Here is a 21,308-nt window from a genome sequence, read left to right as displayed (position 1 = left end):
TCACATCCTATTCGTCCTGGGGTTCTTTCTTTTTTTTGCAACTTTCATGGGCGATGGTTACCACTTGATGAATCAGTGATGCCCAGTTTCCCTCAATCTCGGGTTCGGTATTTTCAACAAAAACTAAAAACTCAATATTGCCTTTAGGCCCCTGTATCGGAGAAAAGTCCAGACCTTTGATCAAAAATCCCTGCTTTTCGATGGCAGTCATCACTTCAAGCAAAATCGATTCATGCACCTTTTTATCCCGGATAACACCGTTTTTACCAATTCTTTCCCGTCCTGCTTCGAATTGCGGCTTAATCAACCAGATCCCCCGAGCTCCAGGTTTCATAAACAATTTGATCGCCGGAATCAATTTGGTTATTGAAATAAATGAGACATCCATCACGGTACCATCGACCAGTTCTGAAATATTCTCGGTTGTCAAATAGCGAAAATTGGTTCGTTCCATGGAAACAACCCGGGAATCGGTGCGCAACTTCCAGTCCAGCTGTCCATAACCGACATCGACTGCGTACACCTTTGTAGCACCATTTTGTAGCAAGCAATCGGTAAAACCTCCGGTGGATGAGCCAATATCGATAAAGGCTTTTCCTGCCACCTCCAGATCAAAGACTGCCAGTCCCTTTTCCAGTTTTAAACCGCCCCGACTGACATAAGGCAGATCGCTACCCTTGACCTGAATCATCGCCTCAGTGTCCACCAGATCGCCAGCCTTGTCCCTGACCTGGTCATTGACCTGAACTAACCCGGCCATAATGGCTTTTTTAGCCCGCTCCCGGGTATCAAAATAATTCAGGCTCACCAATAATTTATCTAAACGTTCTTTCAATTTTTCCTCTTTTCATGGGTCTGTTTCCTTTTTCCAATTATCTTTTAACCAACTTAAACATCTTTTGGAGTGATTCTAAAAACTTGGATTTCATTTTCGGCGATGGCAGATATAGCTGGCTAATTCCTGAAGAAAAACAGTCCGTTCGCCAATTGGTCTAAGCAGTTCGATGGCTTCCGCTTCCAACTCGTCAACCCTGATTTTTGAAGCCTCCAACCCGTAGAGTGACACAAAGGTGGATTTATGATTTTTCTCGTCACTACCGATGGGTTTGCCCAGATCGGCCTCATTACCTTCAATATCCAGAATGTCATCAACAATCTGAAAAGCCAACCCAATTCGGTGACTATAGCTGATCAGTCGTCCCTGGGTGGCTGGTTCAGCTTCGGCGATAATACAGCCACTTTGGACACAGGCTTCCAGCAAGGCCGCCGTCTTGTGCAAATGGATATAGTCCATTTCATCGAGCCCGATAACCTTGTCTTCACTGAGGATATCGGCCACCTGACCGCCAATCATTCCCAGAATACCGGAAGCCCCCATGATACATTTCATGGCACAAAGATAATTTGTCAACGCTCTTCCCGTAAGTCCCTGGGTGCCCTGTAGCATGATTTCAACTGCATAATTCAACAGCCCGTCTCCAGCCAGAATGGCCATGGCATCGCCATACACCTTATGATTAGTCGGCTTGCCCCGTCTCAGATCATCATTGTCCATGGCTGGCAAATCATCATGGATCAACGAATAGGTATGGATCATCTCAATCCCCATGGCCAGCGGCTTGATTACCTCTACATCCCCTTCAAGAGCCTGGCAGGTTTCCATCATTAACATCGGACGCAGTCTTTTTCCTCCGGCAAACAGGCTATATTTCATGGCTTCGATAATTACTTCTGGTGTATCCAGATTCTGTTGAAAAACTTTTCCAAGCTCCTCATTGATTCTTGCTACCCGATCCCTTAGCTGAATTTTGAACCCACTCATACCTCCAAACTCCCCTCGAATTCTTTTTCTTCGCCATCAATCATGATGGTTATTTTTCCTTCCAGGGTGTCCAAATCTGCGTTACACTCATTAATGAGCTTCATTCCTTCTTCAAAAAGCTTCATGGATGCTTCGATTTCCAGCTCATCACCTTCCAATAATTCGGCAATGGCCTCCAAACGATTCATTTTTGTTTTCAGTTTTTTAACTGCCATTATCTAGTCTCCTTCGTGGATTGAATCCTTGCTTTGGCCTGACCGTCCACAAAGTGGAGCGTCACCGGCTGATCAACCTGTAAACCGGCGACCGAAACAACGGACTTGTCATAGTTATCCGTCACCCGAACATAGCCTTTTTTAAGTACATTTACCGGACTCATGGCTTCAATCCGGGTTTTAATATTGATCAATTGCTGTCGCTCACTTTTAAGTTGCCCCATTAACGCCCGAACCAACCGTTCGTTAATGATATCCAAAAAAAGACGTCTCTCTTCGATGCGTTCCTGCGGTCGATAACGCAATAGCTCTTTTCTGATCTGCAACAACAGTCGGCGGTTTCTGTCGATAGTCGCTGCCATGCTCTGACTCAGCCTTTTTTTTTGAGCAACCAGGTTCTGAATCATACTCAGAGTTTCTTCCGCTACCAATTCTGCTGCTCCAGAAGGGGTCGGTGCTCGTAAATCAGCCACAAAATCGGCAATCGTATAGTCAATTTCATGCCCCACCGCCGAAACAATCGGTAACTCCGATTCAAAAATAGCTTTGGCCAGACGTTCATCATTAAATGCCCAGAGGTCTTCGATGGAACCGCCACCCCGGCCGATAATAATCACGTCCACAGACCGGGCCGTATTGAAGGCTTGAATCCCTTTAATTATCGTTCCGGCCGCTTCGTCACCCTGAACCAGACTGGGATAAATGACAATATCCATCAGCGGATTTCGGCGTTTAATAATTGAAATTATATCTTTGATGGCCGCCCCTGTCGGTGACGTCACCAGACCTACCCGGCTGATTATTTCTGGCAGCTTTTTTTTATGATCCCGATCAAAATAACCTTTGGATGCCAGTTCATCTTTTAATACCAGGTATGCCTGGAACAAGTCCCCCAATCCCTGGGGTTCCATGGAACGTACCGTAATCTGGTATTGACCACTGGGCAGATACACGCCCAGACTCCCCCGAAGCGTGACCTTCAGACCTTCTTTGGGCAGAAATTTAAGACCCGTAACGACATTTTTAAACATCACGCAATCAATTTTACTACCTGCATCCTTTAGTGAAAAATACAAATGTCCCGAAGCCGCCCGCTTGACATTGGAAAGTTCACCCTGGATTATCAGATTTTTTAGCAGACTATTGGACTCCAAAAGCGTTTTAACATATTGATTAACCTCAGACACGCTGAGAATTTTTGCCTTCATCACTGACTGTACCTCGCATGTTTATAATAATCCATACCCATCAGAGCATTGCCAGCGGCGTTATCCCGGGAATATTCCCCAGGCGAAAAATAAAGCTTCAGTCCGGTCGCTTGCAGTTCGTTAATCACTATTTTTTTGATAATCTGATTGGACATCACACCACCAGAAAAAAGCACCGACTGAAATGGATATTTTTTTGCCAAACCGCCAATGGCTTTAGAGAGCGTTTTGGCAATGGCTTTAAGCACCAGATAAGCGACTACCGGCGGTTCCACACCAGTTTCCAAAAGGCGGCGGGCCTGATTTTCCTGTCCGGAAAAGTGAAAATCCAGATCCTTCATGGTTGAAGAAATAAAAACATTACTGTTAAAGGATGCCGGATTCACCTGGTTTGCCAGTACTTCCAGCGCCTTACCTGCCGGAAAATCACATCCCATCAGAACCCCAACCCGATCAACCAATTGCCCGGCATTGAGATCCCGGGTCGTTGCAATAATGTCGCACTTATAACCAATCGTCTTTTTTTCAACCAGCAATATTTCCGATGTGCCACCAGAAAAATGAACCGCACAAAAGATCGCTTCCAAATCTGGGGATCCGCTCCCATAAATGGCCGCCCGAATATGATTCTCCTGATGGCTCACCGCCAGCCGTTCTATCCCCAATACCCCGGCCAGCGAACACGCAAGTGATTCTCCCGAACGGAAAACTGGCATATAGGAATCAGACAGTGGTCGGGGACGCTCAGAATAACAGATAATCTCGATTTCCCGGCCCCGGGGCAACTCCTGAAGGAGTATCGGCAAATGGTGGACATGCTGAAAAAGGGCATCCGATTGACGAAGCCCTCTTTCTCCTGACTTCACTTCCAATAGGATGCCCTTGTTATAAATCATGTTTTCATTTTCGTCTACCAAGGCAACCGAAGTTGTATAATTACTGGTATCGATACCAAGGCTAAGGGCACTCATTGAGTTCATCCTTAACGATTTTATTCAAGATACCATTAACGTAATTTTTTCCATCCTCATCTCCAAATTTTTTTGTGAGCTCTATTGCCTCGTTAATGACAACTTCAAATGGTACTTTTTCGTCCATATATTTCAGCTCACAAATGGCCAGACGCAGAATTGATTTTTCCACCTTTGGAATGCGATCAATTTTCCAGGTGCTTTTGAGATAGTCATCGAGAATATCATCGATTTCTGGAAGATGAGTTTCGGTCGTATCGATCAGAGTCTTTCCATAAGTCAGATCGAGCTCATTATCCTCTAAAAAATATGCAATACTTTCAGTGAAATCTCCTGGTTCCGGATGAAAATCTAATTGAAATACCCCTTTTAACGCATATTCCCGTTCTTTTTTTCGACTCATGCGCTTCTCCTTCTGATTCTAATATTCTAAAAAAGGGGCTTTCGCCCCTAGATGCCTGAACCTTCTATTCGGACATTAATTGCAGCTACCTGAAAACCGGCCATGGATTCCACGGCAACCTTTACTTTTTTTTGAATTGCTTTAGAAACCTTGATAATGTCGACACCTGGTTCGGTAATCACGTAAACCCAAATCAGCAAACCCTCCGGATCCCTGGCTATTTTGACCCCTTTAATTGTTGAGGCAAGATAGAGTTTATCCATGATTTCATCGGTGATTCTTAATGAAATACGTGCTACACCATTAACGCCAGTAGCCGCCAAGCTGACAATCGAAGCGATCATTTCGTCATTGATATTCGGTGCCTGATTGTTTTTCATTTCTAGTTTCATCTTAGTTACCTATGTTCTTTAGATTTCCTGATGACAGTCGCAACCATCCTCGCCACAGCATGAAATTTCTTCATTCAGGATAAATGGGGCGCCACAGTCCGGGCACGCTACGGTGTTATTTTCAAACGACTCAAATTCGGTAATATAAACATTGCCACACTCGGGACAAATGATCTCGTAATATTCCTCTTCGTCAAATTCGTAATCATCATCGTCACCGAAGTCTTCATCGAGAATGAATTCTTCCAGCTCGGAAAGATCATCATCAACCATTTCCACATATTCTTCTAATTCTTCCTGAGCTTCGGTAATGCCATCCAGGGCATCAACAATATCTTCGAGAATATCCAATACCTGAACCAGAACCTTGCCTTCGTTAGAAGCCTGATCTAACTCCAGACCGTCAACCAGTCCTTTGGTATAAGCGACTTTTTCATTAATATATTTCATTTTATACCCTTTCCATATAATCACCCGTCCGGGTGTCAATACGAATCTTATCACCTTGTTCCACGAAAAGCGGTACGGTGATAATTGCTCCAGTCTCAACCGTTGCTGGTTTATTGGCGCCAGTTGCGGTGTCGCCCTTAAAGCCAGGATCGGTTTTGACAACTTCCAATTCGACAAAATTGGGGGCTGCTACCGAAAATGCCACGCCTTTTAACGACTTTACTGTCGCAATATCGTTTTCTTTCAAATATTTTAGGGCTTCCTCAACTTGATTAAAGTTTAATGGGATCTGCTCATAGGATTCCAGATCCATGAAATAATAGAGACCACCATCTTCATATAAATATTCCATCTCACGGGTTTCAACCTGTGCTTTCGGATAGCGTTCGGTCGGGCTGAATGATTTTTCAACCACTGCTCCTGTAATAACATTTCGAATCTTTGTTCGAACAAAGGCGGCGCCTTTACCTGGTTTAACGTGTTGGAATTCGATGATCGTATATGTATGACCATCCATTTCAAACGTTACACCTTTTTTAAAATCTCCTGCTGATACCATGTTAACCTCCGATATGCATATGTTAATTTTTTCTTTTTCAATTTAATACTATCATTCTATCACAATTTCTATGAACCGTCATCCCAATTTATTATTATCGCTTCGTTATCAAACAGATATTTTTCCGGTCAGACACCGGATCTGACCACTGAGATCCATTATGGTTTGAATCTCCCGATATCCATTATTTTTTAATAAATCAGTTACATCATCAGCCTGGTGATCCCCTATTTCCAGGGCTAAAAGACCATCTTTTTCTAAAAACAAATGGGCCCCGCTAATGATCCGCCGATAAAAATCCAAACCGGATTCACCGCCATCCAGTGCCATATAGGGTTCATAGTCAAGGATGCCCCGATCCAGACGGTCCATCTCTGCCCGACTGATGTAAGGCGGATTCGAAACAATTACCTGGAAGGTTTCTCCTTGCGGGATTGCCGCAAATAGGTCTCCATGATACAAGGTCAGATCCCCATTTGCCAATTGATTGGCATTTGTCTGAGCCACTGCCAGTGCTGCCTCCGAAATATCACTAAGACTGACGTCGGCCTGCTTAAAATATTTCTTGATCGAAATGCCAATCGCCCCACTGCCCGTGCACAGATCCAGAATTTTAGCACCCTTGGGGTAGTTTAGCTGTAAATATTTAAGCAGATACTCCACCATCGGCTCGGTGTCGGGTCTGGGGATTAAAACATCCCGGTTGACAAAAAATTCCATCCCCATAAATTCCTTCTTTTCCTGAATATAGGCGACTGGTTCTGATTGACACCGTCTTTTTATCGCACTACGATAATGTGCTTCTCGTTTTAAATCCACCGCTTCTTGTGAATGGGTATAAAAATAAACCCGATCCGTGTCCAGAATTCTGCTAAGCAGAATTTCTGCCTCAAAACCGGGATGTTCGATTCCAGCCTGAGCCAGCGCCTGCCGTCCAAAATCCAAAATCTCTTTGATGGTCATTTTTCTACCTCAACTTAAAACAAAAAAACCGTGCATAACTGAACAAGAAAAAAGCCGGTTACAAGAACCGACTTCTTTTTTATTCTGCTGACTCGTTTTTAATGCCGTATTTTTTATTAAATCGATCAACACGTCCGCCAGCATCAACTAGTTTTTGTTTTCCAGTGAAAAATGGGTGACAAACTGAACAGATTTCCACTTTTAATTCTGGTTTGATAGAACCTGTTTCAAATGTATTTCCACACGCACACTTAACTATTGATTTGCCGTAATTTGGATGAATGCCTTCTTTCATCGAATCCACCTCGTTTCTTATTTATTTAATTGCTTATTGTTATTTTATCAACCGTGATATTATATCAGACTTTTCTTAAAAGATCAAATATTTTGTGCCTTATATTTATCAATAATTTTTTTCATAAATGCTTCATTGTCTTTGGTGCGTTCCAGAATCGAAATAATCTTATCGGTGAGATCATAAACCGTAGTGCCCTTGTAAAGCTTGCGAATATCGAAGCTGACTTTCAGTTCTTCGGCGGATAACAGTTTTTCCTCCCGACGGGTACCAGACCGGTTCAGGTTGATGGCCGGGTAGATCCTTCGCTCCGCCAGTTCCCGCTCCAAATGCAATTCCATATTACCAGTCCCCTTGAATTCTTCAAAGATGATATCATCCATCCGGCTACCGGTATCCACCAGAGCGGTGGCCAGAATCGTCAGACTGCCACCTTCTTCCACATTCCGGGCCGAACCAAAAAACTTTTTGGGAAAGAATAAGGCTTCCGGATCGAGCCCCCCCGACAAGGTTCTCCCGGATGGCGACACCACCAGATTGTTTCCCCGGGTTAACCGGGTTAAACTGTCAACCAGGATCACCACGTCTTTGCCCTGTTCAACCAGGCGCTTGCCCCGTTCCAGTACGATTTCCGCCACCTTGATGTGATTTTCAGGGGGCTGATCAAAGGTCGAATAGACAATATCGGCATCGATCGATCGTTTCATATCGGTGACTTCTTCCGGCCGTTCATCGACCAACAGAATAATCAGTTCGATTTCGGGGTGATTGGTGGTGATGCCATTGGCAATTTCCTTTAAAAGAATCGTCTTTCCTGCCTTCGGCGGGGCCACAATCAGTCCTCGCTGACCTTTACCCATCGGAGAAAAGAGATCAATCATCCGGGTTGACACAACATCCTGGGTGGTTTCCAGAGTGATCCGCTGCTCTGGGAAAATTGGTGTCAATCGTTCAAATCGAGGCCGATTGGCAATTTTTTCGGGAATAGCGCCGTTGACCGTTTCGACATAAAGCAATGCGTCAAACTTTTCATTCTCACTGGACATCTTAATCTTACCGACAACTTTATCACCTGTCCGAAGATTAAATCGTCGGATCTGATTGGCCGGAACATATATATCATGGTCGCCAGATAGATAATGGTTGGTTCGCAGAAATCCAAAACCATCGGGGTTAACATCCAGGATTCCTTCCTGGGAATTTTTAAAGCGATCCCGATCCTTTTTGTCATCAACATAAAGCATACTGTTGATCTTCTGGATAATATCTGCCGTTTTGGTGCCGTTGACCTTTTCCAGAAACAGCATCGCTGAATATTTTTCGCCAGTTTTGGGCGGCCGTACCTTGCCGCTTAAGACATCCCCGGTTTCCAGTTTGAATTTCTGGATTTGCGAACCGGAAATATAGACGAATTCCTCATTGGATTTCATCTCTTTGTTTTTAACAAAACCAAAACCTTCCGGTAGAATTTCCAGATTCCCTTCCACTACCACCACATTATCCATGGAATCTTTAATCTTATAATAGGGTGATCGGGTGCCGTTTGACCCATTCGTGATCCGCGAATGGGTTTGGGCCAGCTGTTTTTCTGGATTATTTTTTTCAGCTGCTTTTTTTTCCGATATTTCGTTAGTGTCTGTCAATACTTCTTTTTCCTTTATCTCATGCTGATGATGTTGATGCGCCAATTGCTCTGCCGAGGACTCCAATTTTTCTTCAATGGCCTCGATCAGTTCAATTTTTTTAAGGCGGCTGGTTTTTTCGATACCCAGACTTTCCGCCTGTTTACGCAATTCAACAACCGTTAAATCGTCCAGTGATTTCTTTTCCAATATGTGCCTCCATGGGTTGTAGATGGTTTTAGAATGAATGTTATGATTTTTCTCGATTTTGCTGTGCTGATATGATGCTTCAAGTCGCAGAATAATCTGAAGGTTTGTTTAATGTAGATACCTTAATCTACCACAAATATCCATTCTTGTCAAAAAATCCAGGTGACACATTACTATTTGGTGTTTTCTAACTGGCCTAGTACCGACAATTGTTACATCATGTTGTGACCTAGGGGTCAGACCCTACGCATCGGAGCGGACACGGCATCGCCTGTCCGATTCCGCAGCGAACAACAGATTAACAAGGGTCTGACCCCTTGGTCATTGATCGGTACGGTAGTCCAAGCAAACCTTAACCGCTTATTCCTGTTCGCCTTCAATAATTGAAATCATAATGGCATTTTCCACCCGCCGCCGCTCAATTTCGCAGCTGACGAAATGAGGTTTCATAATCGTACCGTTAAAGTTATAGGCATTGGCATGACAGCCCCCACCGCAAAAATATTTGGCCCAGCAGCTTTGACAGTCTTCTTTTTCTAGCAGGTTGCCAGCATCGAAGATTTTTTTGATCTCGCCATTGGTGATGCCATTACTCACATCCCCCATCTTAAATGCTTCATTGCCGACAAACTGATGACAGGGATAAATGTCCCCCTCCGGCGTTACGGCCACATAATCCTTACCGGCCCCACATCCGGACAGCCGTTTGTAAACGCAGGGGCCATGATCGAGATCCACATTAAAATGGAAAAAGTTATAGTGCAGTCCTGCTTCATGACGCGTGAGGTAAGACAAGGCCAGCGCATCATATTCTGCCATGATAGTGGGGAGATCGGACTCGGTCAGGGCGTAATCGTGAGTTGCCTCGGCCACCACCGGTTCCACCGAAATGCTTTTAAAACCCTTTGCCGCCAAAAACTCAACATCCTTGGCAAAATCAAGATTATGATGTGTATAGGTGCCCCGGACATAATGATCTTTATCACCCCGCATTTTAGCCATCGCTTTGATGTTGTCGATAATCACATCAAAAGAGCCCTGATCATTGACCGTTTGCCGCATCTGATCATTGACTTCTTTACGACCATCCAGACTAAGCACGATATTATCCATCGTTTCGTTTAGATATTCCCGGGTTTCGGCATTTAACAGCACCCCATTTGTGGTCATTGTGAATTTGAACTGCTTATCGTTTTTAGCGGCCATCTCTTTGCCATACACCACTAATTGCTTAACCACATCCAGATTCATCAGCGGTTCACCACCGAAGAAATCAACTTCCAGGTTTTTTCGGTTTTTGGACTGAGCGATGATAAAATCGATGGCTTTTTTGCCAACTTCCAGCGGCATCAGCAGTTTTTCGCCATCAAAGTCACCTTGCGCAGCAAAGCAATAAGCACATTTCAGATTGCAGTCATGGGCGACATGCAAGCACAAAGCCTTGATCAGATCTTCATTGGCATAGTTTTCCCGTTGATAATTCATTTCCCGGAACAATAGCCCCGCCGCTTTGACACCATCCAATTCATCCAGACATTCATTGAGTTCGGTCACTGAATATTTTTCTTGAAAGCTGGCAATGATTTCGGCTCTGGTTTTACCTTCATAGTGATCCAGCACTTCAAAGGTCAGTTCGTCAACCGTCAGTACTGTGCTGGTATCCACGTCCAAAACAATATTGAGACCATTCTTTTTATATTTATGTATCATTTTTTCTCCCATCATGAAAAAAGGGACTATCTCTTACGAGACAGCCCCTTTCAGGCTTGTTTATTATTTTTCAGTCGTTTGTTTGCATTTTTGATTTCCTACGGTGCAGGATGTTTTACAGGCAGATTGACAGGAAGTTTGACATTCCCCGCATCCTCTGTTCTTCACGTCAGTGAGTTTACCTTCTTTAATGATTTTAATGTGCTTCAAATTGTTCACTCCCTTCAAAAATAATTTTTCCCGACAATTACCGGCAGACCCGCTAAAATCCGGGTCGCCGAGTGCAGGTCCGTTCTCTTTATTTTTTGTCTTCGTCGATTTCTTCAAATTCAGCATCGACAACGATTTCTTCATTATCCAGATCTTCTAGTTCTTCAAAATTGTCATCTTCTGTTGCAACAACAGCGTCCCCAACATTGACAATTCGGGCAATGGCCGATTTGGTAATCAACGCCTTATGATAATCTGGCAATAACTCGATGGTAACATTTTCTTCACCAATCGCATAGACGATTCCATAAAATCCGCCAATTGTAATAATCTCGTCCCCTGGTTTCATACTGGATCGCATTTCTTTAATCTCTTTTTGCTGTTTTTGCTGTGGTCGTAAAACAAAGAAATAAAAAAACACCAGTACTAAAATCAGCGGGAGAATTAATGTAAAATCAATTCCAAACATTCACATTCTCCTTCATCTTTATTCAGTTATACCGAATTTCTCAAAGAAAGCTTCCTTATAGGCTAATAAATTGTCATCCATTATGGCCTGTCGAATTTTCTTCATCGTTACAAGTGTAAAGTATAAATTATGATATGTCAATAACCTGGCCCCTAAAATTTCATTGGTTTTAATGAGATGACGGATGTAGGCCCGGGTGTAGTTTCGGCAAACGAAACAATCACATTCAGGATCAACCGGTGTAAAATCTTCCTTATAAGTAGCATTCCGAACCACCACCTTACCATGACTGGTAAAAGCGGTGCCGTTTCTGGCAATCCGACTCTGGAGCACACAATCAAACATGTCAATGCCCCGAATCGTGCCTTCAAACAGCGCATCCAGGGAACCAACCCCCATTAAATAGCGGGGTTTATCTTTGGGTAAAAGCGGGGTGGTGGCATCCAGCATCTTATACATCACATCTTTGGGTTCCCCCACACTGAGTCCGCCAATGGAATAACCCGGAAAGCCGATGTCAGTGAGCTGTTCTACACTTTGCGCCCGCAGATCAGCAAACATCCCCCCCTGAACAATCCCAAACAAAGCCTGATCCTCGGGGCGTTTGTGGGCCTCTTTACAGCGCCGCGCCCAGCGGGTGGTCATTTCCATGGATTTCTTGGTATACTCATAATCGGCACCAGCCGGGGCACACTCGTCAAAACACATGATGATATCGGCCCCGATGGAATTTTGCATATCAATGGCCTTTTCCGGGGTCATAAAATGTCGGGAGCCATCCAGGTGTGAAATAAATTCAACGCCATCTTCGGTGATCTTTCTTAAGTCATTTAAAGAAAATACCTGAAAGCCGCCGCTGTCAGTGAGCACCGGCCGGTTCCAGTTCATAAACTTATGGATCCCGCCAGCCTTATCCATAATCTCCTGGCCGGGTCTCAAATAAAGATGGTAGGTATTGCCCAGAATTATATTGGCATCCATCTCCACTAAATCTTCGGATGATAGGGACTTCACCGTCGCCTGGGTTCCCACTGGCATAAAAATCGGGGTATTGATAACCCCCCGCTTGGTATGGATCTTTCCCAGTCTGGCTCCGGTGTCCTTACACTCCTTAATCAATTCATAACGAAATTCGCTCATTCTTTTCTCCTATTTTTTACTCAATATAGGTAATTGCGAAATGAAAAACCATCGAACAATGATAGCTTTGTGTGCGGTTTCCACAACAATAAGAAATTGCGATGCGAATTTCTTATTGTTCGCGGGCAGTCGCCAACTACAAGCAAGCTTGTGATTGGCTCGTTGCCTTCGCGAAAACAATTTTGTAACGTGTAGGCGAACAGTTCAGCGAACTGTCCGCCGTACAGTGTAAAAATTGTTTCGTGCAAAACTGGGCGCAAAGCTCACGGCAGTTTTGCAATTACCTATTTTACTCAATAAACAAGGCGTCCCCAAAACTGAAAAAACGATATTTCCAGTCAATGGCCGTTTGGTAGGCTTTCATAATCGCTTCCCGGTTATAAAAGGCTGAGACCAGCATCAGCAGGGTCGATTCTGGCAGATGAAAATTCGTGATCAAAGCATCCACCACCTCCCATTCATAGCCCGGGTAAATAAAAATATCCGTTACCCCGGTGTAAGGAGTAACCACCCCATCATGTAGCTTGGCATTACTTTCCAGGGTCCGCACCGAGGTGGTCCCCACAGCGATAACCCGGCCACCCCGTTCTCTGGTTCGTTTAACAGCCCTGGCTGTTTCTTCCGGCACCTCATAATATTCTTCATGCATATGATGTTCTTCAATCACATCACATTTAACTGGACGAAAGGTGCCAATGCCCACATGGAGGGTCACCTCGGCAATTTCCACCCCCATGGCTTCAATTTTCGAAAGCAGATCCGGGGTGAAATGAAGCCCAGCGGTAGGAGCTGCCGACGAGCCTTCCCGCTTGGCATAAACGGTCTGATAGCGGTTATTGTCTGTCAAGGTTTCATGAATATAGGGCGGCACCGGCATTAGGCCGATCTCGTCAATGATTTCCTCAAACACACCGGAATATTCAAAACTGATTATTCGGAGTCCCCCCTGGGTGGTTCCCGTGATTTCACCCTTTAGCTCGGGACCAAAAACAATCCGGGCCCCAACCCGGGCCCGTTTTCCTGGCTTGACCATGATTTCCCAGTCTTTCTGGGACAGATGCCGCAGCAACAGGATCTCCACCTTTCCACCGGTATCTTCCCTGGTCCCGAATAACCGTCCCGGTAATACCTTGGTGTTATTCATCACCAGCAAATCTCCAGGTCGTAAATAATTAGTAATCTCAAAAAATTTATGATCTTCAATGGTATTCTTCTCCCGGTTAATCACCATCAGCCGGGAGTTGTCCCTTTTTTCCAGGGGACACTGGGCAATCAGTTCATCCGGGAGATCATAATAAAAGTCCGTTTTATTCATCAATACCTTCCTCATTGTCATAGAAATTTATTTTTAGCTGCTGCGGACTTTGTGCCTCATTCACATAGTCCTCCAGTCCCAAATGGGCATAACCACGGCTAGTGATCATCCGACCACGAGGTGTTTTTGAAAGAAAACCCAGTTGAATCAGATAGGGTTCATACACCTCTTCGATGGTGTTTTTTTCTTCACCGATGGCAGCAGCAAGGGTGTCAATCCCGACCGGTCCACCGTCAAATTTTTCCACGATGGTTTTTAACATAATCCGGTCGATCTCATCCAGCCCGACATCATCCACTTCAAAAAGATCCAGGGCTTCCCGGGTGGTCTTGAGGTCGATAATACCCCGGCCTTCGATTTCACAATAATCCCGAACCCGTTTTAACAAGCGGTTGGCAATACGCGGTGTTCCCCGGGAGCGGATGGCCAGTTCGATCGCCCCTTCGTCATCCATTTCGATGCCGATAATGCCGGAAGAACGGCGGATAATGGTGGCCAGCTCCTCCGGATTATACAATTCCAGTCGCTGAATCACTCCAAAACGATCCCGTAATGGTGAGGTTAACAGGCCTACCCGGGTGGTGGCACCAATCAGAGTAAAGGGTGGCAGCTCCAGCCGGATCGAACGGGCACCCGGGCCTTTGCCGATGATGATATCCAGAGCATAGTCTTCCATGGCTGGATAAAGCACCTCTTCGACCGAGCGCTGCAGCCGGTGGATTTCATCAATAAAGAGGATATCGCCCTCTTTTAAACTGGTCAGAATGGCTGCCAGATCGCCAGCCTTTTCAATGGCTGGGCCAGAGGTGGTTTTGATTCCGACCCCCATTTCCCGGGCGATGATATTGGCCAGGGTGGTTTTTCCCAGCCCCGGTGGTCCATAAAGAAGCACATGATCCAGGCTTTCTTTCCGCTTCTGAGCAGCTTTGATAAAAATACCCATCTGTTTTTTTACTTTTTCCTGCCCGATATACTCATCCAGACCCTGGGGTCGCAAATTTTTTTCTATTTCAACATCCAATTCCGTAAAATCAGAGGTGATGATTCGTTCTTTCATGTGTTATCGTCCCTTCAATGGATTAGCCGAGCGAAGCGCCCCGGTGATCAGCGCTTCAATGCTACTCTCGGGGGTAAATGCCCGGGCTACCATTTCGGAAGCTTCTGAAATACTATAACCCAATCCCACCAGTCCGTTAATCGCCTGGGTAACCGTATCATCTTTAGCCTGTAAGGAAACAGACTTCAGATCTCCGACTGAAACATCCTTATAGCGATCCTTCAGCTCCAGGATAATCCGACTGGCCGTTTTTATGCCAATTCCCGGGGCCTTGGCAATGCTTTTAGGATCATCGTTGACAATATGGCCAATCAGCTCGTTGCGGCTAAACTGCGACAAAAGTCCCATAGCTGCTTTGGGTCCGATCCCGGAAATCCCGATCATGGTTCTAAAAATCTCCCGTTCATCGGTGGTGGCAAACCCATACAGCGAAACTTCGTCTTCTTTGATCACCTGATGAAGGTGCAGCTTGACCTCCGAATGCAGACTCGGCAGCTCATTTAATGTATTGGTCGACACCTTTACCTTATATCCCATGCGGTTTTGATCAATGACCACATAATCCATGGCTTGTTCTTCCAAGCTCCCGATCATATATTCGTACATAAGCCCTCCTTCAAAATTCAAACATGCTTTACCCATTGTACCAAAACAAAAAAATATTACAACACAAAAAAAGCACCCTTAGGTGCTATCCCAACGTGTCGTACTCCATTTTTGACGCCCTAGCGAAAGCTAGGTGGGTGTCTTGTCTCTAGTTTCTGTTTTCCACTGATATAATGAGGCCTAACATCTGCCAGCGAACAATCAGACTCCCTGAGTATTGATGTAGGTTCAAAAATAAAGTAAAAAACGAACACTTTGGGATAACTTAATTATACACGGTTTTCTACGGAAATCAAAGGATAAATTTTTGCCGCAAACCAGCAGTCAAATTCACTTATTTCAACCCACCGGATGGTCTACAGTAAAATGTCCAGGGCCGAACGAATACTATCTACCGGGAGAATCGTCATTCCGGCAATTTTCAAGCCTTTCTGGTTGCCTTTGGGGATAATGCAACGCTTAAAGCCCAGTTTTTTTCCTTCGATCAGGCGTTTTTCGATGTGCTGGATGTTACGGACTTCACCCGTTAATCCCACCTCGCCCAGAATCATCAAATCGCCGGGGATCTGAAAATCCCGGAGGCTGGAGTAAAGTACAGCAATTACTCCCAGATCGAGTGCGGGTTCATCCACCTTGATGCCACCCACCACATTGATGTACGCATCCACCGACTGCATCTGAATTCCCAGCCGCTTCTCCATAATTGCCAGCAATAATACCATCCGGTTATAATCCATGCCAGTGGCCATTCGTCGGGGATTTCCAAAGCCAGTGGGCGAAACCAGCCCCTGCAGCTCAATCAGCAACGGCCGGGACCCCTCAATACAGGGCACCACCACCGATCCACAGGTATTTTCGGGACGGCTGTCGAGCATCATCTCCGATGGATTGGCTACCGACTGCAAGCCATTTTCAGTCATTTCAAAAATCCCGATTTCATTGGTGGAGCCAAAACGATTTTTGACACCCCTTAGAATCCGATAAGCGTGATATTTTTCGCCCTCAAAATAAAGCACCGTATCAACCATATGCTCCATCACCCGGGGACCGGCAATGGCCCCATCTTTGGTGACATGCCCCACCAACACCATTGCGATATTATCTTTTTTGGCCAATTGCATCAGTGCGCCGGTGTTTTCACGGATCTGGCTGACACTGCCTGGAGCTGAGCTGATGTCCGGGCTGTACATGGTCTGAATCGAATCGATAATGACAATATCTGGCCGCTCTTCTAGAATAATCGTCAGCAGATAGGGAATATTAATCTCCGATAAGAAAGAAATCTTTTCAGATTTTACCTTCATTCGCTCTGCCCGCATTTTTAATTGCTGTTCCGACTCTTCGCCGGAAATATATAAAATCTTATAGCCCTGATTTCCCAGGGCTTCAGTGGTCTGCAGAAGCAACGTCGATTTCCCGATCCCCGGGTCACCGCCCAGCAAGATCATCCCCCCAGGGACAATCCCGCCACCCAGAACCCGATCAAACTCTTCATTGCAGGTCGGGTAGCGGGTGTCCCCAGTATAGGTAATCTCCGCTAGGGACTTCGGTTTAGAATAAACGCCCCGTTCCCGAATCGTTTCCTTACTTCCCTGCTTAGAAAAATCCAACTCTTCCACCATGCTATTCCACTGCCCACACTCCGGGCATTTACCCATCCATTTGGGCGATTCATAACCACAGCTCTGACAGACAAAAATACTTTTTTTCTTTGCCATCTTTTCCCCTTATTCACTACTCAATCCATTTATAAACCAGATAACCGATCAAACCGCCAATCAGATTTAAAATAATATCATCGACATCCGCCCGACGACTGGCTAAAAACAAGTATTGGATCAGCTCGATAGCACAGGTGGTTCCCAGTATCACCACAAAGACATGGAAGAAGCCGACCTTGTTTTTTCGTGCTAACGGATATAGGAACCCCAGCGGTAAAAACAAAATGATGTTTCCGGCCAGGTTTTTGAACGAATCGGTAAAGGTGTATAAAAGAATTTCTGTTGGATTCGTTGGTTTGGTTGCCAAAAACTCCCAATCAATAAAGCCATTAACCATAATGTCATAAAAAAAGTTATCAATCGTAGTCAGCGGTATCAAGTTTACGGTAGTCTCATAGGTAATATTAGAAGCATCGGGTAATAGCGTCAATATAACTAGAAATCCCAAATAAGCCAGCAACAGCAGCTTAAAGAGAAATGCGACACGGTTGTTTTTACTCATATCCTGGTCCTTCCTGGTTGATTGCTCGTGTAAGCCTTGCTATTATAACGAATAAACCTTTAGAGTGCCACAGAAATTTTCCTGACCGGAAATTTTTGCAAAAAAAAGAAAAAATATCGAAAGTAACCCCTCGATATTTTTATTCTTTGTTTTAAATTAGAATACATTATTGTATCCATGCTAATTTAAAACTCAGCATTAATTTTTTACTATGGCAATTATATCCAACTTTTTGGCATTTGTAAAGGGTTTCGCTCGTTAGTTATTTATCTAACGATGCATCTTTTTCATAACCTTTCACTTTATAACAACAACAATTTTAGAATCATTGTTGTTATAAACTAACCACAACATCCACAAAAGCTGGTTCACTACGAATAACCTGGGCCGTACCATTGGTTTTATCCTCGATCCAGGCTAAAAATCCGTTTGTTTCCGCCACCGGGATCTGAAAAAACAGGGTGACATTTTCGCCAAAATCTTCATTTACCGGAATCACCTCCCGTTCCATTAAACCGTTGCTCAGGCCCCCATAACTTGCGTAACTGACCACCACTTGCAATTGATCCGAAAACTGCTTTTTGACCACGGTACAATGATTCAGGACATCACTGGCGCCGCCGCCATAGGCCCGGATCAGACCGCCGGTACCCAGCTTCACGCCGCCAAAATAGCGAATGACCACCACCAGTACATCTCTAAGCTCCCGATGATCAATGACCTCCAGAATCGGTTTACCGGCGGTACCGGAAGGTTCGCCGTCATCACTGGCTTTTTGGCGCCGGGGATTGGTGTTAAGCACATAGGCCCAGCAGACATGGGTGGCTTTATAATGCTTTTTTCGGATTTCGGCGAGAATTGCTTCAGCTTCTGCTTCGGTTTCAATATGAAAGACCATATTGATAAAGCGGGACTTCTTGATTTCAATCTCCGTTTCATCAGGAATTAATACCGTTTTGTAATCTTCCACACTTATACCTCTGTCACCTGATACTTTTCAAACAGATGGGTCGGAAAATCATCTGTCATTTCGATGGTCACCAGATTGCCGTCAGCCTGATAGTCAATCGCCAAAACCACTTTCATCTCATGCAGAAGTGCCAGTGATTTATTGTCATCATAAGGGATCAGCATCTGCATTTCCCGTTTTTCTCCTACCAGCACCCGATTGATGGTTTCAAAGAGACTCTCGATTGCCATCTCTTCTTTTGCGGAAATATACAAAGCCAGTTCCTCAACCGCCACCTGATTCTTTTGCAACAAAGCATCCTGTTCTTCCGGGGTCAGCTTATCGATTTTATTATAAATCATTATGACTTTTTTATTGCCGGAACCAATATCCGACAGCACCTGGTTAACCACAGCGATCTGAGCCTGATAATTATGATTGGACACATCCACCACATGCAGCAATAGATCAGCGGTTTCGACTTCCATCAAGGTGGTTTTAAACGCTTTGATCAGATCATGGGGTAGTTTGTCAATAAAGCCAACAGTGTCTGAGACCAAATACTCACCATGTTCCGGATCGACCTTTCGCAGGGTCGAATCAAGGGTAATGAAAAGGCCATCTTTGGTCACCACTTCACTTTGAGTCAGCCGATTAAAGAGGGTACTCTTCCCAGAGTTGGTATAACCAATTAAGCTGACCGTTTTGATTTTATTTTTACTGCGCTGGACGGCGTTGAGCTGATTGCTCTTATTGATCCGTTCAATCCGGGCTTCCAGCTCTTCTAACTGTTTGCGGATATGGCGGCGATCCGTTTCCAGTTTCTTTTCACCAGGGCCTCGGGTGCCAATACCACCGCCAGTCCGGGACATTACAATCCCCAGACCTTTTAAATGACTCATCCGGTATTTCTGCTGGGCCAGTTCCACCTGAAGCTTGCCTTCTTTGGTTTTTGCGTGGCGGGCAAAAATATCCAGAATAATAGTGGTACGATCAACCGTTTTGGTACCGGTGGCGGCTTCAATGTTGGCTATTTGCCGGGAATTGAGTTCATCATTAGCGACAATCAGGTTAATGTCATGATTCTGAATCACCTTGATCAGTTCCTGGAGCTTCCCCTTACCGACATAAAAGGTTGGATCGATCTGACTTTTTGACTGACAAACCTCTTCCTCCACAATACCACCGGCTGTCTTGACCAGTTGCCGTAATTCTTCCATCGAATCCACCAGTTCAATGCCCTTATTTCCCGGCAGATCCAATCCGATCAGTAATGCCCGTTCCTCTTCATCCTCGGCATCGAAGCGATTATTGGGGTCATCTTTAATAAACCGGTCAGCCAACAGGATGTAGTGTTCCAGCGGAAATTTGTTCAGTTCCTTAAGGGTTTTGAACAGTCCCTGACCATACTCCATGGTTCCTTCTTCTACCACCGGTACTCCAATGCTAAAGCTGGTCGGTATTTTTTCGTCGACACCAATGGCAATAATACACTGGAGGCTCTGTTTTTTAGCCGCCGAAAAATCCTCAGCCGACAGCCGCGGATTGCCACCGGGATGAGTGTGAATGACCCGGTATTTATTGAGGGCCTTGACATGATAGAGCATCTCCGCATTGCCGATATTGACAGTGGATGCATCACCAATATTTACCCATTGAACCCGATTTTTGTCATTGGTGCAGATCAACACCTCCCGTTTTGTAATCAGGGTCAGTCGTTTTAAAATTTCCAGTACGTATTCATCCAGCAGGACCTGATTTTCCATTTGATAACCAATCAAGTCATTCAGTTCATTGATATAGCTTTGGCGAATGCCACTTTTATTATTATCTGCCATTATTTTTTTCCTTTGATTTATTAGGGTATCTTATTATAGCACAAAAACCAGGCAAAATGATTGCCTGGTTTTATGTTATCGACAAAGGGCTAGCGTAGTACCGACAATTGTTACATCATAGAACTTCGCAAAAAAATCTTCGGCAAAAACTTTGCTTTCTGCAGGTATAAGCCACACGATTAATTGGATATTTGCAATATCGATACTACGTACCGGAGTTTCTATTGAAGCTATTTCTTTCAACTCAAAATTTTCAGCATTTGCAAGAAAATTAAGTTTCCATTGTTCTTTCTCTCCCAAGCTGTCCATTTCAATATAATGTTCACAAATAGTTGGACACAAAATCCAGAAAATAAGATAAACTATACACATGAGTAAAAAACGACGAACCTGGACCCCTGAGGAAAAAGCAACCATCGTACTGGAAATCCTCAGAGAAGAAAATACGTTAGCTGAGATCGCAAAAAAGCATGAAGTATCTCAGCAATTGTTAAGCCGTTGGAAAACCGAATTTATCGCCAATATGTCAGCCGTCTTCAATAAGAAAAATGAAGATGTTGACAAACTCAAACAGGAGCATGAAGATGAAAAGGAGCTGCTCGTAAAGAAAATAGGCGAATTAACACTGGATGTCGATTGGCTTAAAAAAAAACAAATTCAAATCTCTCAAATGAAGAAAAA

The 21,308-nt window shown here is 44.5% G+C and carries 25 protein-coding genes and 1 other RNA gene; 1 reads left to right on the top strand and 25 read right to left on the bottom strand.

The window, feature by feature from the left end; all coding sequences use genetic code 11:
- Positions 1 to 7 precede the first annotated feature (7 nt).
- From ACWI_RS05935 to ACWI_RS05820, 25 genes are all read right to left on the bottom strand, one after another.
- Complete coding sequence (locus ACWI_RS05935) at positions 8 to 835, bottom strand: TlyA family RNA methyltransferase (RefSeq protein WP_070370512.1); 828 nt, start codon at positions 833 to 835, stop codon at positions 8 to 10.
- Between the two features lie 90 nt (positions 836 to 925).
- Complete coding sequence (locus ACWI_RS05930) at positions 926 to 1,822, bottom strand: polyprenyl synthetase family protein (RefSeq protein WP_070370511.1); 897 nt, start codon at positions 1,820 to 1,822, stop codon at positions 926 to 928.
- Positions 1,819 to 2,037 (bottom strand): exodeoxyribonuclease VII small subunit, encoded by a 219-nt coding sequence (gene xseB / locus ACWI_RS05925; protein ID WP_070370510.1) that lies wholly within the window; start codon positions 2,035 to 2,037, stop codon positions 1,819 to 1,821. Before xseB ends, ACWI_RS05930 begins: the two co-directional genes overlap by 4 nt.
- Complete coding sequence (gene xseA / locus ACWI_RS05920) at positions 2,037 to 3,245, bottom strand: exodeoxyribonuclease VII large subunit (RefSeq protein ID WP_070370509.1); 1,209 nt, start codon at positions 3,243 to 3,245, stop codon at positions 2,037 to 2,039. Before xseA ends, xseB begins: the two co-directional genes overlap by 1 nt.
- Complete coding sequence (locus ACWI_RS05915; RefSeq protein WP_070370508.1) at positions 3,245 to 4,216, bottom strand: Kae1-like domain-containing protein; 972 nt, start codon at positions 4,214 to 4,216, stop codon at positions 3,245 to 3,247. The genes xseA and ACWI_RS05915 overlap by 1 nt, the downstream gene beginning before the upstream one ends.
- Positions 4,203 to 4,619 (bottom strand): transcription antitermination factor NusB, encoded by a 417-nt coding sequence (nusB, locus tag ACWI_RS05910; RefSeq protein ID WP_070370507.1) that lies wholly within the window; start codon positions 4,617 to 4,619, stop codon positions 4,203 to 4,205. The genes ACWI_RS05915 and nusB overlap by 14 nt, the downstream gene beginning before the upstream one ends.
- Before the next feature lie 47 nt (positions 4,620 to 4,666).
- On the bottom strand, positions 4,667 to 5,011 hold the full coding sequence (locus tag ACWI_RS05905; RefSeq protein ID WP_084633527.1) for an Asp23/Gls24 family envelope stress response protein: 345 nt from the start codon (positions 5,009 to 5,011) through the stop codon (positions 4,667 to 4,669).
- A gap of 18 nt (positions 5,012 to 5,029) precedes the next feature.
- Positions 5,030 to 5,461, bottom strand: coding sequence for a CD1247 N-terminal domain-containing protein (locus ACWI_RS05900; RefSeq protein WP_070370506.1), 432 nt, complete (start codon positions 5,459 to 5,461; stop codon positions 5,030 to 5,032).
- A gap of 1 nt (position 5,462) precedes the next feature.
- Positions 5,463 to 6,020: an elongation factor P gene (gene efp / locus ACWI_RS05895; protein ID WP_070370505.1), complete on the bottom strand. Its 558-nt coding sequence runs from the start codon at positions 6,018 to 6,020 to the stop codon at positions 5,463 to 5,465.
- 108 nt (positions 6,021 to 6,128) lie between these two features.
- Positions 6,129 to 6,983, bottom strand: coding sequence for a peptide chain release factor N(5)-glutamine methyltransferase (gene prmC / locus ACWI_RS05890; RefSeq protein ID WP_070370504.1), 855 nt, complete (start codon positions 6,981 to 6,983; stop codon positions 6,129 to 6,131).
- 79 nt (positions 6,984 to 7,062) lie between these two features.
- Positions 7,063 to 7,278, bottom strand: coding sequence for a 50S ribosomal protein L31 (gene rpmE, locus ACWI_RS05885; RefSeq protein ID WP_070370503.1), 216 nt, complete (start codon positions 7,276 to 7,278; stop codon positions 7,063 to 7,065).
- An 83-nt stretch (positions 7,279 to 7,361) separates the two neighbouring features.
- Positions 7,362 to 9,110, bottom strand: coding sequence for a transcription termination factor Rho (gene rho, locus ACWI_RS05880; RefSeq protein ID WP_070370502.1), 1,749 nt, complete (start codon positions 9,108 to 9,110; stop codon positions 7,362 to 7,364).
- 360 nt (positions 9,111 to 9,470) lie between these two features.
- Positions 9,471 to 10,820, bottom strand: a complete 1,350-nt coding sequence (scfB, locus tag ACWI_RS05875; RefSeq protein ID WP_070370595.1) for a thioether cross-link-forming SCIFF peptide maturase — start codon at positions 10,818 to 10,820, stop codon at positions 9,471 to 9,473.
- A 63-nt stretch (positions 10,821 to 10,883) separates the two neighbouring features.
- Positions 10,884 to 11,030, bottom strand: coding sequence for a six-cysteine ranthipeptide SCIFF (gene scfA, locus ACWI_RS18455; RefSeq protein WP_083837856.1), 147 nt, complete (start codon positions 11,028 to 11,030; stop codon positions 10,884 to 10,886).
- An 88-nt stretch (positions 11,031 to 11,118) separates the two neighbouring features.
- On the bottom strand, positions 11,119 to 11,499 hold the full coding sequence (gene yajC / locus ACWI_RS05870) for a preprotein translocase subunit YajC (protein WP_228882821.1): 381 nt from the start codon (positions 11,497 to 11,499) through the stop codon (positions 11,119 to 11,121).
- Between the two features lie 18 nt (positions 11,500 to 11,517).
- Positions 11,518 to 12,639: a tRNA guanosine(34) transglycosylase Tgt gene (gene tgt / locus ACWI_RS05865; RefSeq protein WP_070370501.1), complete on the bottom strand. Its 1,122-nt coding sequence runs from the start codon at positions 12,637 to 12,639 to the stop codon at positions 11,518 to 11,520.
- Between the two features lie 289 nt (positions 12,640 to 12,928).
- Positions 12,929 to 13,954 carry a tRNA preQ1(34) S-adenosylmethionine ribosyltransferase-isomerase QueA gene (gene queA / locus ACWI_RS05860; RefSeq protein ID WP_070370500.1) on the bottom strand — a complete coding sequence of 342 codons (1,026 nt, stop codon included), beginning with the start codon at positions 13,952 to 13,954 and terminating at the stop codon, positions 12,929 to 12,931.
- On the bottom strand, positions 13,947 to 15,011 hold the full coding sequence (gene ruvB, locus ACWI_RS05855) for a Holliday junction branch migration DNA helicase RuvB (RefSeq protein WP_070370499.1): 1,065 nt from the start codon (positions 15,009 to 15,011) through the stop codon (positions 13,947 to 13,949). The genes queA and ruvB overlap by 8 nt, the downstream gene beginning before the upstream one ends.
- Before the next feature lie 3 nt (positions 15,012 to 15,014).
- Entirely contained in the window at positions 15,015 to 15,617 is a 603-nt protein-coding gene (gene ruvA / locus ACWI_RS05850; protein WP_070370498.1) for a Holliday junction branch migration protein RuvA, read from the bottom strand.
- A gap of 83 nt (positions 15,618 to 15,700) precedes the next feature.
- Positions 15,701 to 15,882, bottom strand: a non-coding RNA gene (gene ssrS / locus ACWI_RS05845) — 6S RNA.
- A gap of 91 nt (positions 15,883 to 15,973) precedes the next feature.
- Positions 15,974 to 17,335, bottom strand: a complete 1,362-nt coding sequence (gene radA, locus ACWI_RS05840; protein WP_070370497.1) for a DNA repair protein RadA — start codon at positions 17,333 to 17,335, stop codon at positions 15,974 to 15,976.
- 16 nt (positions 17,336 to 17,351) lie between these two features.
- Entirely contained in the window at positions 17,352 to 17,840 is a 489-nt protein-coding gene (locus ACWI_RS05835) for a VanZ family protein (RefSeq protein ID WP_070370496.1), read from the bottom strand.
- 334 nt (positions 17,841 to 18,174) lie between these two features.
- On the bottom strand, positions 18,175 to 18,810 hold the full coding sequence (locus tag ACWI_RS05830) for a YigZ family protein (protein ID WP_070370495.1): 636 nt from the start codon (positions 18,808 to 18,810) through the stop codon (positions 18,175 to 18,177).
- 2 nt (positions 18,811 to 18,812) lie between these two features.
- Positions 18,813 to 20,627 carry a GTPase HflX gene (gene hflX / locus ACWI_RS05825; protein WP_070370494.1) on the bottom strand — a complete coding sequence of 605 codons (1,815 nt, stop codon included), beginning with the start codon at positions 20,625 to 20,627 and terminating at the stop codon, positions 18,813 to 18,815.
- A 75-nt stretch (positions 20,628 to 20,702) separates the two neighbouring features.
- Positions 20,703 to 20,927, bottom strand: a complete 225-nt coding sequence (locus tag ACWI_RS05820; protein ID WP_139142327.1) for a hypothetical protein — start codon at positions 20,925 to 20,927, stop codon at positions 20,703 to 20,705.
- Between the two features lie 70 nt (positions 20,928 to 20,997).
- On the opposite strand from ACWI_RS05820, the gene ACWI_RS05815 reads away from it, so the two are divergent.
- Positions 20,998 to 21,308, top strand: a 311-nt coding sequence (locus tag ACWI_RS05815; RefSeq protein WP_070370492.1) for a transposase, incomplete at its 3' end; no start/stop codon positions are given.

This window comes from Acetobacterium wieringae (genome assembly GCF_001766835.1).
Lineage (GTDB): Bacteria > Bacillota > Clostridia > Eubacteriales > Eubacteriaceae > Acetobacterium > Acetobacterium wieringae.
This window is presented reverse-complemented; position numbering and strand designations above follow the sequence as displayed.

Coding starts and splice junctions, on each gene's coding strand:
- ACWI_RS05930 (WP_070370511.1), bottom strand. CDS start 1,822: ATGAGTGGGTTCAAAATTCAGCTAAGGGATCGGGTAGCAAGAATCAAT.
- xseB (WP_070370510.1), bottom strand. CDS start 2,037: ATGGCAGTTAAAAAACTGAAAACAAAAATGAATCGTTTGGAGGCCATT.
- xseA (WP_070370509.1), bottom strand. CDS start 3,245: ATGAAGGCAAAAATTCTCAGCGTGTCTGAGGTTAATCAATATGTTAAA.
- ACWI_RS05915 (WP_070370508.1), bottom strand. CDS start 4,216: ATGAGTGCCCTTAGCCTTGGTATCGATACCAGTAATTATACAACTTCG.
- nusB (WP_070370507.1), bottom strand. CDS start 4,619: ATGAGTCGAAAAAAAGAACGGGAATATGCGTTAAAAGGGGTATTTCAA.
- ACWI_RS05905 (WP_084633527.1), bottom strand. CDS start 5,011: ATGAAACTAGAAATGAAAAACAATCAGGCACCGAATATCAATGACGAA.
- ACWI_RS05900 (WP_070370506.1), bottom strand. CDS start 5,461: ATGAAATATATTAATGAAAAAGTCGCTTATACCAAAGGACTGGTTGAC.
- efp (WP_070370505.1), bottom strand. CDS start 6,020: ATGGTATCAGCAGGAGATTTTAAAAAAGGTGTAACGTTTGAAATGGAT.
- prmC (WP_070370504.1), bottom strand. CDS start 6,983: ATGACCATCAAAGAGATTTTGGATTTTGGACGGCAGGCGCTGGCTCAG.
- rpmE (WP_070370503.1), bottom strand. CDS start 7,278: ATGAAAGAAGGCATTCATCCAAATTACGGCAAATCAATAGTTAAGTGT.
- scfB (WP_070370595.1), bottom strand. CDS start 10,820: ATGATACATAAATATAAAAAGAATGGTCTCAATATTGTTTTGGACGTG.
- yajC (WP_228882821.1), bottom strand. CDS start 11,499: ATGTTTGGAATTGATTTTACATTAATTCTCCCGCTGATTTTAGTACTG.
- tgt (WP_070370501.1), bottom strand. CDS start 12,639: ATGAGCGAATTTCGTTATGAATTGATTAAGGAGTGTAAGGACACCGGA.
- queA (WP_070370500.1), bottom strand. CDS start 13,954: ATGAATAAAACGGACTTTTATTATGATCTCCCGGATGAACTGATTGCC.
- ruvB (WP_070370499.1), bottom strand. CDS start 15,011: ATGAAAGAACGAATCATCACCTCTGATTTTACGGAATTGGATGTTGAA.
- ruvA (WP_070370498.1), bottom strand. CDS start 15,617: ATGTACGAATATATGATCGGGAGCTTGGAAGAACAAGCCATGGATTAT.
- radA (WP_070370497.1), bottom strand. CDS start 17,335: ATGGCAAAGAAAAAAAGTATTTTTGTCTGTCAGAGCTGTGGTTATGAA.
- ACWI_RS05835 (WP_070370496.1), bottom strand. CDS start 17,840: ATGAGTAAAAACAACCGTGTCGCATTTCTCTTTAAGCTGCTGTTGCTG.
- hflX (WP_070370494.1), bottom strand. CDS start 20,627: ATGGCAGATAATAATAAAAGTGGCATTCGCCAAAGCTATATCAATGAA.